Here is a 14,130-nt window from a genome sequence, read left to right on the forward strand (position 1 = left end):
ATCATCATAAGAGCACTTTTTGCGAAAAACATCTAAAAAAGTTACACTCAGCTGGTTACTTATAGGTTCGATAACGTATCTTTGTAACAGAATTAGTGTTCAGGTCTGATAATGGCGCTGAACCTTACGAGCCAATCAACTAATTCAACTTATCACTTTTTACTCGATGAATGCACAAAAATTAATCAAAGCTGTTGCTACCATACTTGTGGCAGTATTTGTGGGGATAGGCGTACACGCCTCCGCCAAAAAGCTTGATAAAAGCACTTGGCTACGGGTGTGGGCCGACAAGGTAGAGGAGACTATCCCTCAACTACCGCAGGCGTATCAATTTGTACAGGCAGTCTTTACCCCCAATCCCACAGAGGATTGCCAAATCTATTTGGCCAATCATACTAGTGGCATAAACAGCAAAATCTACACACTGACACCTAACGTAGAGGGCGGACAAGCGAGAACAACATTTTTTGCTGACCTGCCTTTTACAGATGCACACATCGCTCTGACACTCGACGGCTCCAAGCTGTTTGCTGTAAAGGGGTTTGACAACAACGAAATAGGCTATCTAGACATTGCCACCAAAACATACCACAAGCTCGGAGAGCTTTATTTGGGCAAAATCACACAAGCTTCGTTCGACCCTTACGGGCGTTTATTTTTGGCCACTAATAACACCAACAAGATATATGTCATCGAAGACCTCGAAAATGTTACACCTATCGACTGGGGTAAAATCACTTTCGAGGGCAAGGTATTGAATATCAGTGGCGCAGACCTAGCTTTCAGCGCTGAGGGCGAATTCTTCTTGTCGTCGGCAAGCTACAACGGCCAAATTTTTAAAATTACGGGTACTCAAGGTGATTTGCAAGCTGCTCCGCTAGGCGCTGCCCGCGACCAACACCTGACTGGCTTGGCCGTTCTGGATAATGGGCAGGGCAACTTGATTTACTCTGGCCAAAACAAACGTGAGGTAGCCATTATCAATCGCGAAAGCGGCGACTTGGTTACCAAGCTCAATCTTGTAGGAGATCTGACCCGCACCAACTTTGGCGATATGAGCACTGCTTGTATGCCTATCAATACCAACAAGCCTCCAGTGGGCGGTTGTACTGCTGCTGAGGTAGTAGCGTTTAGCCAAGGGCTAACTAACCGTGGCCGCGCTGTAGCCGCTGACCGTAGCGATCCAAGCCGCGCTCTAGGCCAACCTATCGGAGGAGATGCCAAAAACTCTTTTGTTTCTCTAGGATTTGGCGGACATATTGTCCTCAAGTTTGAACAAGCTATCATCAATGGCCCAGGCAATGATATTTTAGTGGTAGAAACCTCTTTCGGAGCACCTACCTGCAACAAATACCCTGAAAAAGTAGAAGCTTTCGCTTCACAAGATGGTCAAAACTTTGTCTCTCTAGGCATTGGCTGCCTCGACAGTGAGTTTGACCTAGGTGATTTGGAATGGGCACAATACATCAAGTTAGTAGATGTGTCTAACCCTGCTGACTTCAGGGGAGAAGTAGATGGTTATGACTTGGACGGTGTCGTTTGTCTCAATGGCTCTATGCCCGTACCACCACCTGCCGACGATGAAGATCCTATTTTGCCGATTGCTTGTGAAGACATTCAAATCAATCGCGATGCACAAGGCAATATCAGCATTACCAATGTACACCCTGAGCGTGAAGCTTATGTGGCATACAGCCTCTACCAACAAAATGCCGCTGAGCCATTTGAAACAAACTTCATCTTGGTCGAACCTAATACTACAGTCTATTTTGAAGGCGTAATCCCGGCCAAAGGGAAAGTAGTCTTCAATATGGGTGCAGAAGACCTTGAAGAGAGCTACACAGGCGAAGCTTGTGTGGTCAAAACAGGTACTAAGGTAATCGAAGTAGGAACCCGCATCGAGCAGTACGAAGTCTTCGAAGACCGTGTGTATGATGCCCGTAGCTGGAACTGGTTTGTACCCAAAGAACGCCAAGTATTGCGCGACCTCAACGGCAACACCGTTCAAGAAACTGACAAAGGGGTAAGCTTGCGCGATTTGACGGTGGGTACCAACGAAACCAATCTCCGCGTTGAGCTACAAACACGCGAAATGGGCTATACCCACGCTGTAGGGGTGTTCTTCATTGGAGAAGACGGCCTACCACACAGCCCGCGTATCTTGACTCCAAGCATTGCCGCACGCTCATACCTGGATACATTTATCCCTGGTACTATCGCCAAAGATACTCGTATGGGCTTCTTCTTGGTGGCGACCAATGCTAGCCAAAACCCCATCGTACAGAACCCAACAGCGCAAGTCCGCTTCCAAGGCACTACATTACAGTATTCTACCGACGAAGGCGCTACTTGGATCAATATCTCTCAGAATATCTTCGTAAGCACCATCCGCGAGTGGAACAAAAACAATACGGAGCAAGCCATTGCCGGTATCGAAAAGAACGACGAAGGAAAAGATGTGCTTCATATCGGCTTTGAAGACATTGCCGGCGGCGGAGATTGGGACTACGAAGACATTGTCATCATTGTACACTATACCGGCGTATCACACCTCAAAACCAAGGAGGTCAAGGAAACCAAAGAAGTAGATGTATTGGTACAAATCCCTTGTGGCTCTTGCAGTGTCAGCTTTGATGGAGCCGGTGCCAATGACCCTGAGCCGCTTTCTTGTGATGTGGTAGACTATACACAAGACGGAGAGGAAGTTACACTGACCAATACCGCAGAGTTCCCTGTAATAGTAAGCTATGGTGCTGAAACGGTAATGTTGGATGCTGCCGAAACGAAAGTCCTCAACATCCCCATCGTCGAAGGCCAACAGCTGGTGTTCAATGTGAAGTACCGCGATATGTTGCCTGTGGTAGATGAAGATCGCTGTGTGGTCAAAGTAGGGACTAAAACCGTAACTACTTCTTCACAAGTACCTATCTTGGTAAAAGTAAATGATAAAGTATATGATGCCCGCAATTGGGACATCTTCGACCTAGCCGAGCGCAAGTTCGTCTCTTTTGTAGGCGGAATGCAGCTCAACCCACTAGACTATGGCGTAAGCTTGGCTGACTTGACAACCATCACTGATGAGGTAAACCTCCGTGTTGATGGGCGTGTAGGTGGCGTAAGTAGCACCAATGTCGCCGGATGGTTTGTATTTGATGCTCAAGGCCAACCAACTAATCCAGAGGTCTTGTTTGTCGCAGACCGTAACCGTACGACTACCCTCAACTCGGTAGTGCCTAAAGGTACACGCATCGGTTTCTTTGTCATCTCTTACAAAGACAAAAGCCTATACAAAGCCAATGACCTGAAGTACCTCCGGTTTGTACCCAATACAGGCAAATTACAACGCTCTGCCGACAACGACAATTGGACGGATGTAGAAAATGGTAGCCGTGCTATTCAGATACAATATACCTTGGCGCAGTATAACCAGTATGGCAAAGAAATGGCCATCGCCGGAGTAGAAGAAGTCAATGGACGTGATGTGCTCAATATCGGGTTTGAAAACAACTACTACGATGATTGGGACTATGAAGATGTTATCTTGACTGTACACTTCTCGCCTGAGATGGTTTACAAAACCAAGACCGTCACCGAAACACGTGAGGTAGACCTCTTTGCCGAAACACCTTGCGACGGATGCTCATTTGTACTCGAAGGTACGGTAGCCCCTGTGTTGTTGGGCAATGTAACCTGCGCAGACGTGAAAATCACCAAGGATAGCGACGGCAATATCATCATCGACAATACCTCGCCTATCACGGCCATCGTAGAGTATGACGCTCCGCCGAGTGGTGGTGATGATGGCGGAAACGTACCCCTGAGTATCTCACAGCCTACGGTCATTGAAGTACCGCCGTTGAGTTATTTGGTCTTGAGCGACCGAGTGCCTGCCAATGGACAAATTACCTTCTATGTCTTCTTCCCAGGAGCTACCGAAAACGAAGGTGTTTGTACACTCGAACAAGCCAATGCCCAAGGCAAGATAGTGACCTATACCGTCCCTTGTGAGCCTTGTCAAATCACACTTTATGGTGATTTTGATGACCATAGCCCGTTGGATTTAACGCTAGCCATGACCCTCAGCGCTTCACGTGTAGCCATTGGCAACCCTGTTACGCTTACAGTCAGTGCGCAAAGTCTTGAAGGAGATGGCGAGAATGTTACCGTAGACCTAACCCTGCCTTATGGCTTGCAGGTGGGCGCTGTCAATGGCGCTGCCTATAACAACGGCATGCTTGAGTTTGGTGCACTACCAGCAGGAACTACCCAGACCGCCACGCTGGTATTGGTACCCCAAATAGAAGGATACTACGCTATCGCCGGAATGATTGCCAGCAGTGCTCACGAGATTGATATGAGCAACAACGCCGCAATGCTTCAACTAGAGGCTTATGTCAATGGCAATGGTGGCGACAACACCGAGTCTGTTGTGAAGAATGTTTACCCCAACCCATTCTCCACCCAACTCAATGTAGCCTTCGAACAACCGGTACACAATGAAGTAAGCATCCGCCTCATCAATAGCTTTGGTGCAGTGGTGTATAGCAAAGTACAGGTACTCAAGGGCGAAAGCAATATCAATATTGCTACAGCGCAGTTCCCCAATGGCTTCTACCACTTAGAAGTGCTTGTCAGCGGGCAACAACCGCAAATATTTAGATTGGCTAAGTTTGAATAAACAATCATAAAACTCATAAAACACAAAGCCTGTGCCCTACAAAGCACAGGCTTTGGCGTTTTTTATGTGGCTAAATTTGAACATACAACCAAAATGCCTTTGTGAATCTGAAAAAATGTAGCTATTTTGCCCTTAGTTCAACCCTTTTGCTTATACAAATAGGTTTGTTGCATGCTTTTTGTGGAGATATAATCAATTTGGTACGCTAACAATGGCACCCATGTCTATGATTCCCCCGTTTCCTGATGACGAAATTGAAAAGAAATATTACAGCATTTCGGAGGTAGCCAAAATGCTGGATGTCAACCCTTCGCTTATTCGATTTTGGGAGTCAGAGTTTGATATTTTGCGCCCCGTAAAAAATAAAAACGGAGAAAGACGCTTTACCAAAAAAGATATAGAAGACTTACAAGTGATTTATCACCTTGTAAAAGAGAAAGGCTATACCCTCGAAGGTGCCAAGGAATATATCAAACACGAGGCCAGCCTCGTGCGTGATCGCCTGCAAACCATCGATAAGCTCCGCAAGCTTCGTGATTTTTTGCAAAACCTACGTGATACCCTTACCTAATACGACCTATGCGTGTTCTGAAAACAATTCCTACCGATAACTTTAATATTACGCTCTTTACTTGGAACGAGAAATACCTACTCAAATTTGAACAAGGTGATTTGGAGCAAACCTATAAAGTCAGTGCGATGGAAGTAGTAGGAGAGCAGGCTATAGACGAAGTATTGGCTGATGAGATTTTTCTGAAAGAGGTACAACAACGCTTTGATGCCATGCGCGAAAGCTGGTATCAGCGGATTTATTAACCCATATGCGCCTATGCTCTTCTTTTGGCTTTATTGTGCAGCGGCAGTGCTCAACTTGAGCGCCTTGGCAACGGCTCATCCCTTCTTGGAATATGTCAGTAAGCCTCTACTAATGGTTTTTTTGGGGATTCACTTTTATCAAGGCAACCCCTTCAAGGCTAACCCTACTGCCCGTTGGGTGATGTTGGCCTTGTTAGGTTCTTGGGGCGGCGATGTGTTGCTCTTATTTGCAAAACATGACAGTGCTTTTTTTATTGGAGGATTGTCCAGCTTTTTGTTTGCACACTTGGCCTATATTCAAGCCTATCGCTATGCCGTAGGACACAGCAGCGAGCCTAGTTTGCTGGGGCGCAAACCTTGGCTATATGTCCCGTTTATGTTGCTCTATCTGACGCTCTATGGCTACCTGTACCCGCACTTGGGCGCGATGCAAATCCCGGTGGCGGTCTATGCACTCGCCATTGTAGGGATGAGCCTTGCGGCACTCAATCGCTTCAGGCTGACTTCGCCCCAAAGCTTTCAACTAGTTTTTGGTGGAGCATTGCTGTTTATGTTGTCAGATACCTGTATTGCCCTCAATAAGTTTGTCCAACCTTTTGAGGCCGCCGGTATAGTGATTATGAGTACTTATATCATAGCACAGTACCTTATTGTAAGGGGTATTTTGATACATCTCAAAGCTCAGATGACTGAGGGATAAGCTACAATCCTCATATCTGCTGATTTTATACCCAGTCAAAATTGGTTTGGGAAATGTATGTATTGAAAAATGCTTGAGCATCAAGGAGAGCAATGCCGGTGGATATTGGCATAAAAACAAAAAAGCCGGTACTCAATAAGTACCGGCTTTTCACATACTAAACCTTTTTCAAAACTAAACCTCAAATGAAAACCTTATGCTTTTGTCGTAAAGCAAAAGACCTTGGTGTTGTAACACAAAACTCTTTTACTTACATGACAAAGTTAGGGACTAGATGCTTGCATTACTATCGGGCAAAGTATGTAATTTGATTCTCTAAACCACGGATTTGTGATAGGGTAAAACCCTGACATGTGGTGTATAGCGTTTGCCGAGCATCACTGGCGTGCGCGCTCGTGCTAGCATATCTTTTTTCCAAAGACGGCAGTAAATCGTGTATTATCGAACTTCAAGCCAAGTTGGTCTTGGGGCTAGGCTGCCAAGCCTGTCAAGGGTTTTGCTTGACTGCTTGGTGCCTAATCGCATACCTTGGACTATATCAGGCTGGCACGCTGACCTTGTTGGTTCGAGGAGCTTTGCCAGTACGGTGTTTACGCATCTCCGCCTTGATGAGATTGATGTAAGGCTGAAAATCAACCTGTATAGTATGTCGGGCAGCCTGCTTGTATTGTTTGTTTACTTTTTGTGCAGCCGCATCAATATCTTTGCGCATTTGGGCTTCGGAGGGCAAGGCCACCTCGCCGGTCATCACTCGGGCAATCCATTCTGATTGTATTTCGGCCAGTGGCATAATGGCTCCCAAGGGCTGCAACAAACCAATAAAGTAGAGGTTGGGATAGTCAGGATGTACCACACGTTTGTAGAGCTGAATGTTGTTGCTTATTTCGACTTGACGGAAGAAATCCTCCTTGAAAAACGGGAAAGCGATTTTGTATCCTGTAGCATAAATCAGCACATCGGCCTTGAGGGTAGTGCCATCTTCGAGCAAAATATGGTCGCCACGTAGTTCTTTGATATTGGTTTGACGTACTTTGATACGCCCGTGTCCTGCAAGGTGCAGCAAGTCTGGCGAGATAGTGGGGTGTTCGGACAAGAGTGGACGCTTGGGTTTAGGGATACCATAGTCCTCTTGTTTGCCTCGGGCAAGCCATAGGTTAAGGGCGATGAGTTGGCGCTTCCAAGCCAACGGCAGAAAGCTGACATTGAGTTTGCCGAGCATATCAAAAGGTTGTCCCCAGATATATTTAGGGAAAATGTAAGCGCCACTACGGCTGATAATGGTAATGTCGGCGCTACCTACGCGGGCGGCCTCACAGGCAATATCCACCCCTGAGTTGCCAATACCCAATACCACTACGTGCTTGCCCGGGCCGAAAATCCCCTCAGGTGTTTTATAGTCGTGGGAATGCATCACTGTACCGTCGAGTGTACCGGGGAAGCCCGGCTCAGGATAACGAGCGCACCAGTGATGCCCATTAGCCACCATCACTGCCGCATAGCGCTCGGTATTCCCTTTGTCGGTAGTGATGGTGTAACTATTGTCAGCTTCACGTTTTACGTCGGCTACGCCGGTGTTGAAGATGATTTTATCCCGAAAGCCAAAGCGGTCTACAAAGCTCTCGAAGTACTCAAGCATCTGGAAGTGGCTAGGATAGTCGGGGTAATCATCCGGCATAGGAAAGTCGGAATAGGCCATCATTGCTCGGGAAGTATTGATATGGAGCGAGCGGTAGGCCGAAGACATTCCGTTGTCATTCATATAGCGCCAATTGCCGCCTATACCCGAGCCTTTTTCATAACAATCAAAGGGAATACCCTTTTCGTGTAAGACCTTGGCCGCAGCAATCCCTGAAGAACCAGCACCGATGATGCAAACTTTTTGTGGTGTATCCATGGCAGTCGAGCAGTTATAGAAGTTAGTTGGGGTAGATTAATTGTCTATTTTGAGGCTAAGATAGTGATTTTTGATGAAATTAGGCACAATGCCCTAATTTATTTTCCTTGTCATTCATCACGCCACCGGGCATTTTTGGAAGAGTAGCTCGGAGCTCCAGCTCCGAAACAAGCTGAGGCCTCATTTTGGGGTACAATGAGACTTAGCCCACAGTTTTACCTGTGGTTTGAAAAATATCCAGTGGTGCGGTCATTCATCTAATTCAAACGAACGATATAGCACTATTGAGGGCTGATTTTGAGCAACATTCCGGGGGTTTCGGTCAAGACGTAGATCAACCCATCGGGGGCTTGCCCGACCCAACGTACGCGGCCAATGCCATCTAGTAGGCGCTCTTGGCTTTGAATCTTGCCTTGTGCGTTGAGCTTGAGATAGCGCAAGTGCCTTGCGACCAAAGAGCCTAGCAAGGCATCGCCCTGCCACCCGGGGTAGCGGTCGCCTTTGACAATCAGCAAGCCACAAGGGGCAATGGCCGGGCTCCAGTGGATGATGGGGGAGACCATCCCTTCGCGCTCGGTCTCTTCGCTGATGGTAGTACCGTTGTAATTGATGCCAAAGGTAACCTCAGGCCAGCCGTAGTTGCCTCCTCGCTCAATGCGGTTTAGCTCATCACCGCCTTGTGGGCCGTGTTCGTGTGCCCATAAAATGCGGCGTGTAGTATCAAAAAACAAGCCCTGTGGGTTGCGATGCCCATAAGACCATATTTCGGGTTGGGCGTTGGGTGTTTGCACAAACGGGTTGTTACTCGGAATGCGCCCGTCGTCGTGTAGGCGGACGATAGTACCAATATGATTATTGATGGATTGCGATTGTTGGGGGGTACCCCTATCGCCAATGCCCATGTAGATAAACCCCTGGTCGTCGAAGGTGAGCCTAGCGCCAAAGTGCTGCCCTGCCGTACTGGAAGGCACACCTTGGAAAAGCACCTGAGTATCCTGAAGCTGTGTGCCTTGTAGTTTGGTACGATAAATCGCCGTATTGCCTCCTTGGCTGCTCGTGCGGCGAGCGGCTACAAAATAAATCCAACCGTTTTGGGTATATTGTGGATGTAGCTGGATATCGAGCAAGCCTCCTTGCCCCTGAACATAGATGTCAGAAGGCAGACCTGAAATGGGCTGCGGTGTGCCACCAGTATTGGGATTCCACAGCAGCAAATTGCCGGCACGCTCTGTGATGAGCAGCGCTCCGGTGGGTAAAAAAGCAGCACCCCAAGGGTTTTGCAAGTTGGTAAGCAGGGTATCTACCTTGAGCGTCCAGTCGAGCTGGGGCTGAGGGTCGTCCGAAGAGCGGCATTGCCAACATACAGTAGCCAACCCAAGAGTACAATACATCAGAGAGGCAATAAGCGATTTTTTCATAGCAAAGCACTGGGTTATATAGGTTTTACATACTGGATATTGAACTTTTCAACGGGAGCGAATGTTAAAAAGTTATTCGAGTGCAAAAATCTCTTATGTACAGAAAACACCTCCATATTATCGCCCCTTTATTGGCACTACAAGTGCTCTTGGGGGCAGTAGGCTTGGGTATTTGGCAGCATCACTGCCTGATGCTGGAGCAGGGAGAGGCTATGTTGGAGTCTAAGAGCTGCTGCGAAATCCCCCCTCCACCCACGGCTTGCTGCGAGGCTAAGGCATCACTAGTGCAGCTGACCCCGCTGCCAGATGAAACATCCAAGTGGGAAACATCCCCTTGCTGCCATATCACCACTACGTATCACCAAGGCATTACAGAGGCGCTGACACAAGCGCCTGAGGTACATCAGCTATGGCCTATTTTGGCCTATTGCGGGACTATTTTTGACTGGGCTTGGCCGCAGGGGCTTACAGACACCCTGCTGCGTGGCTATATCGCTGATAGCTCGCCCCCGTGGCTCTATCAGGGGGCGGAGCTGATTTTATTGATTGGAGTTTTTAGATTGTAATCACAAACACAATAGTTGTGAGGGTGCAATGTATTGGCTACATTGTCAGACTTACAACCACAAACGATGCCTACATACAAACAAGGCATTATTTGTCAATCTGTGTTTTTAGAAGAACGATTACAATTATTGACTCATATATGAACTCTACGTCTTATTTCCGATTACACCTCACAATCTTGTTGCTAGGATGGGGACTGGCTTTGCCACTATACGCCCAAAAGACCCTGCAAGGCACCATCACTGAGCAAGACGACTCCGGCCAACCACAACCACTGGTAGGCGCTACAATCTTTTGGGAAAATACCAATACCGGAGCCATCACCGATGCCGATGGGCATTTTGAAATCCCTTTTCACCCAAGTACCCGCCGCCTGGTGATCAAGTATGTAGGCTATGAGACAGTCAGCCTTCTAATCAATGAGACCACCTTTTACTTGACACATACGCTCAAGAGTGATGCCCAAAGCTTGGACGCTGTAACGGTAAGTGCCAGCAAGAGCTTGGATGTACAAACAATTCAGAGTGAGGTGATTACCAAGCGTGATTTGCAAAAGGCGGCTTGCTGCAATTTGTCTGAAAGCTTTCAAAACAATATCGCGGTCGATGTATCGTTGACAGATGCCGTATCAGGTACCAAACAAATCAAAATGCTGGGGCTGGATGGGGTGTATGCCCAATTGATGACGGAGAACGTGCCGGCTATCAGAGGGTTGAATGCCAAACAAGGGCTAACGTTTTTGCCCGGAACTTGGATACAGTCTATCGACATCAACAAAGGTGCAGGCTCAGTAGCCAATGGGTATGAGTCGATTACTGGGCAAATCAATATCGAGTTGGCTAAGCCGGATGATAGCGAACGGATGCTGCTGAATCTGTATGGCAATCATTTTGGCCGCCTCGAAGCCAATATCAATACGGCCCATAAACTGACCAACCGCTGGAGTACGGCCTTGTTGATGCACGGCAGTACCCAACAGCTCCGGCAAGATATGAACGGTAATGGTTTTTTGGATATGCCCATCGGCACCACACTTACCGCGCTCAATCGATGGAAGTATAGCGGCAAAAAGCTTATTGTACAGGCGGGTATCCAAGCATTGTACGACGACCGCCAAGCCGGACAGGCCATCTTTCGACTTGGGCAGGAACGCCGCACCGACCTGCCCTACGGAGTCATGCAACGCAATGAGCGCTTACAAGGCTTTTTGAAAGCCGGATGGCTCAACCCCGAAAATCCTACGCAGAGCATCGCTTTGATTAACAACGCGACCTACCACCGCTTTGCTGGCAGTTGGGGAATGAATGTTTTTGAGGCGCAAGAACAATTGGCACAAGTACAGCTTATTTATCAAAATAACCTTGGCTATCGGCACGAGCTGCGCACAGGACTGAGCTATCTCTACAACCGATTCGACACACAGTATCAAGAGATTCAACCCAATCGTAACCGCTTGTGGCTCGATACCCGTGAGGAGTCCGTACCCGGAGCGTTTTTAGAGCACACATTCAAACCCTCAGAACGCTTCGCCGCAGTTTCGGGAGTAAGGATTGATTGGCACAACCTGTATGGTACGTTTTTTAGTCCGCGCCTGCATCTCAAATACGATTTGAGCGATGCACTTATTTGGCGTGCTTCGGGAGGAAGGGGATACCGTGTTGCCAACCCCATCATCGAAAATATGGGCTACCTTATCAGTGCCCGTAGGGTAGACTTTGAGGGGGAGCTACTACCAGAACAAGCCTGGAATTATGGCACTAGCCTCTCCTATGCTTTCAATATCAACAACCAGCCCGGCTTGCTCAGCATCGACTATTACCGGACTGATTTTGAAAACCAAGTAGTAGCAGACCTCGACAGCGACCCACAACGTCTACGGTTTTATAACCTCGACGGACAGGCCTTTGCTAACAGCCTTCAGATAGCGGCCAACTATGAACCTTTCAAACGCTTTGATGTGAGCTTGGCTTACAAATGGTATGATGTACGCAGTACCATCAACGGCCAACTGCGCTCAATGCCCTTTGTACCTACCCATCGTTGGGCAATGAGCCTAAGCTATGCCACCAACTTTGACAAATGGCAGTTTGATGTCAATCTACAATATATGGGTACACAACGCCTACCCGATTGGGAAGGCCAAGCCTCCCGCAGCCCTGCTTTTGCCTTGCTGAACGCACAGGTTACCCGACGTTTCCGGCGTTTAGAACTATATGTAGGAGGCGAAAACTTGGGTAACTTTATGCAGCCTAACCCGATTATTGGCTTTGACAATCCCTTTGGGAACAATTTTGACGCAGGGCGTATCTATGGCCCTATTATGGGGGCTATGGCCTATGCAGGGCTGCGTTTTTACATCAAGTAAACAATGGATAAAAAATAATTTTCCACCCATAACACGTATTCAATTACCTAAACACTTTATTATTATGAAACATCTTCTTGGATTATTCGCTTTCGCCGCCCTTTGGACAATCGCCCCACAAGCTTTTGCCCAAAGCAACAATAAGTTGGCTACTGTCAGCATCCAAACATCTGCCCATTGTGGAATGTGTGAAGAGGCTATCACGGAAGCCTTAGCCTTTACGAAGGGGATAAAAGACGTAAAAGTAGACCTCAAAACCAAGATAGTAACTGTGGGGTATCAACCTAAAAAAACTAACCCCGAACAGATACGCGAGGTGATTGCCAAAACCGGATATGATGCCGACGACGTACTGGCTATTCCGACTGCATACGAAAAACTGCCGTCTTGCTGCAAAAAAGGTGGAGGGCACTAGAGCCAAACTACAGGGTGTCTTCGGTGGCTTGCCAACTATCAGGCAACACCGAAGGCATACCCTATTTCGGGTTATACTCAACCACAATTGGTTTGGGAAATCTTTGCACTGAAAACCCTTGACAACCAAGAAAAATCAAATCTTGTGAATCTTCACACCGCCGGATATTTTTAGAAAAGTAGCTCAGAACCCCAACTCCGAGACAAGTTGAGACCTCATTTTGGGGGTACAATGAGAGTTAACCCACAGTTTTAACTGTGGGATTTAAAAAACGCCCGGCGGTGTGGTGAATCTTGGTATAATTTGGCTCTAAAATAGGTTTTTTTGCAAACCACTGGGCTAACCCCGTGGGTTTGAGAAAGACCCAATGGGGTATTTGTTTGTTCGATAGTGAGACAAGTACAACAAATAATTGGGTTTAGGAGTATAACTTGTATCAACAAACCGAATCATTATTTATGAAACAATTCCAAATCTATGGCTTCTTAATGTTGGGGCTGTTATTAGGTGTATGGCCTCTAACATCTCAGGCGCAAGACTGGACTAAATATGGGTGGACAGATGCCGAAATCAAGCAGTGTCATACAGCCAGCGAGGCCAGCTACCTCAGCAAAGCAGAGCGCGAAGTGATTATGCTGATGAACTTAGCGCGGGTTTATCCACAAAAGTTTGTCAAAAACATGCAGGCTATGCTCAAGGCAGAGAGCAAGAACGATCAGTTTGGCTTTGCCTCACAAGACTTTCAGAGCAGCTACTACAAGAGCCTAGTGGCAGACCTCAATAAAACCACGGCTATGTCGCCTCTGTTGCCGCTCAAAGAGTTGCATCAGGCCTCGTTGTTACACGCCAAGGATATGGGTAAATCAGGAGACATAGGCCACACCGGAACCAACGGCTCCGAAATGCCCGAGCGGGTAGAAATGTACTACAAAGGAGACTATCGCCGAATGGGTGAAAACTGCGCTTATGGCTCTGATGCACCTATCGATATTGTGATGGACTTGCTCATTGATGAGGATGTTCCCAGCCTCGGACACCGTAAGGCCATCTTGAGCAAGGATTTTTCGCACGTAGGGGTGTCTATTCAGCCACACAAAGTTTATCGTAACAATACGGTGATGAACTTTTTGGGCGGTATAGAATAAATACCTGTGTAGAGGTGATGTACTAGTGGTTGATTTTGCCACGGGTGCACGAATTTCATTTTTATTCGTGTATTCGTGGTTGATTTCGTTACAGGTGCACGAATTTTATTAAATAGCAATGCACCTCTTGAG

The 14,130-nt window shown here is 47.4% G+C and carries 10 protein-coding genes; 8 read left to right on the forward strand and 2 right to left on the reverse strand.

Features of this window, described 5'->3' with window-relative positions; all coding sequences use genetic code 11:
- The first annotated feature begins 166 nt into the window (after positions 1-166).
- The 4 genes from G499_RS0111620 to G499_RS0111635 all read left to right on the forward strand — a co-directional run bounded on the left by G499_RS0111620 (position 167) and on the right by G499_RS0111635 (position 6,194).
- On the forward strand, positions 167-4,678 hold the full coding sequence (locus G499_RS0111620) for a DUF4114 domain-containing protein (protein WP_027000087.1): 4,512 nt from the start codon (positions 167-169) through the stop codon (positions 4,676-4,678).
- A gap of 220 nt (positions 4,679-4,898) precedes the next feature.
- Positions 4,899-5,249, forward strand: a complete 351-nt coding sequence (locus G499_RS0111625) for a MerR family transcriptional regulator (protein ID WP_051296195.1) — start codon at positions 4,899-4,901, stop codon at positions 5,247-5,249.
- An 8-nt stretch (positions 5,250-5,257) separates the two neighbouring features.
- Positions 5,258-5,494 (forward strand): hypothetical protein, encoded by a 237-nt coding sequence (locus G499_RS0111630; protein WP_027000089.1) that lies wholly within the window; start codon positions 5,258-5,260, stop codon positions 5,492-5,494.
- 13 nt (positions 5,495-5,507) lie between these two features.
- On the forward strand, positions 5,508-6,194 hold the full coding sequence (locus G499_RS0111635) for a lysoplasmalogenase (RefSeq protein WP_027000090.1): 687 nt from the start codon (positions 5,508-5,510) through the stop codon (positions 6,192-6,194).
- Between the two features lie 538 nt (positions 6,195-6,732).
- On the opposite strand, the gene G499_RS0111640 is transcribed toward G499_RS0111635, so the two are convergent.
- Both G499_RS0111640 and G499_RS0111645 read right to left on the reverse strand, forming a co-directional pair.
- Positions 6,733-8,088, reverse strand: a complete 1,356-nt coding sequence (locus tag G499_RS0111640) for a flavin-containing monooxygenase (protein WP_027000091.1) — start codon at positions 8,086-8,088, stop codon at positions 6,733-6,735.
- A gap of 281 nt (positions 8,089-8,369) precedes the next feature.
- Positions 8,370-9,506 carry a PQQ-dependent sugar dehydrogenase gene (locus G499_RS0111645; protein ID WP_027000092.1) on the reverse strand — a complete coding sequence of 379 codons (1,137 nt, stop codon included), beginning with the start codon at positions 9,504-9,506 and terminating at the stop codon, positions 8,370-8,372.
- Positions 9,507-9,601: 95 nt separating this feature from the next.
- On the opposite strand from G499_RS0111645, the gene G499_RS0111650 reads away from it, so the two are divergent.
- From G499_RS0111650 to G499_RS0111665, 4 genes are all read left to right on the forward strand, one after another.
- On the forward strand, positions 9,602-10,072 hold the full coding sequence (locus G499_RS0111650; RefSeq protein ID WP_027000093.1) for a hypothetical protein: 471 nt from the start codon (positions 9,602-9,604) through the stop codon (positions 10,070-10,072).
- A 140-nt stretch (positions 10,073-10,212) separates the two neighbouring features.
- Entirely contained in the window at positions 10,213-12,438 is a 2,226-nt protein-coding gene (locus tag G499_RS0111655) for a TonB-dependent receptor (protein WP_035727304.1), read from the forward strand.
- A 64-nt stretch (positions 12,439-12,502) separates the two neighbouring features.
- Positions 12,503-12,853, forward strand: coding sequence for a heavy-metal-associated domain-containing protein (locus G499_RS0111660; RefSeq protein WP_035727305.1), 351 nt, complete (start codon positions 12,503-12,505; stop codon positions 12,851-12,853).
- A 458-nt stretch (positions 12,854-13,311) separates the two neighbouring features.
- The gene (locus G499_RS0111665) at positions 13,312-13,998 is read left to right on the forward strand and encodes a CAP domain-containing protein (protein WP_027000096.1); all 687 of its coding nucleotides are present in this window, start codon (positions 13,312-13,314) and stop codon (positions 13,996-13,998) included.
- Positions 13,999-14,130 lie beyond the last annotated feature (132 nt).

Source organism: Eisenibacter elegans DSM 3317 (assembly GCF_000430505.1).
In the GTDB taxonomy this organism is placed as follows: domain Bacteria; phylum Bacteroidota; class Bacteroidia; order Cytophagales; family Microscillaceae; genus Eisenibacter; species Eisenibacter elegans.

Excerpts from the sequence above, each read along its gene's own strand:
- G499_RS0111620 (WP_027000087.1), top strand. The coding sequence starts at position 167 with ATGAATGCACAAAAATTAATCAAAGCTGTTGCTACCATACTTGTGGCA.
- G499_RS0111625 (WP_051296195.1), top strand. The coding sequence starts at position 4,899 with ATGTCTATGATTCCCCCGTTTCCTGATGACGAAATTGAAAAGAAATAT.
- G499_RS0111630 (WP_027000089.1), top strand. The coding sequence starts at position 5,258 with ATGCGTGTTCTGAAAACAATTCCTACCGATAACTTTAATATTACGCTC.
- G499_RS0111635 (WP_027000090.1), top strand. The coding sequence starts at position 5,508 with ATGCTCTTCTTTTGGCTTTATTGTGCAGCGGCAGTGCTCAACTTGAGC.
- G499_RS0111640 (WP_027000091.1), bottom strand. The coding sequence starts at position 8,088 with ATGGATACACCACAAAAAGTTTGCATCATCGGTGCTGGTTCTTCAGGG.
- G499_RS0111645 (WP_027000092.1), bottom strand. The coding sequence starts at position 9,506 with ATGAAAAAATCGCTTATTGCCTCTCTGATGTATTGTACTCTTGGGTTG.
- G499_RS0111650 (WP_027000093.1), top strand. The coding sequence starts at position 9,602 with ATGTACAGAAAACACCTCCATATTATCGCCCCTTTATTGGCACTACAA.
- G499_RS0111655 (WP_035727304.1), top strand. The coding sequence starts at position 10,213 with ATGAACTCTACGTCTTATTTCCGATTACACCTCACAATCTTGTTGCTA.
- G499_RS0111660 (WP_035727305.1), top strand. The coding sequence starts at position 12,503 with ATGAAACATCTTCTTGGATTATTCGCTTTCGCCGCCCTTTGGACAATC.
- G499_RS0111665 (WP_027000096.1), top strand. The coding sequence starts at position 13,312 with ATGAAACAATTCCAAATCTATGGCTTCTTAATGTTGGGGCTGTTATTA.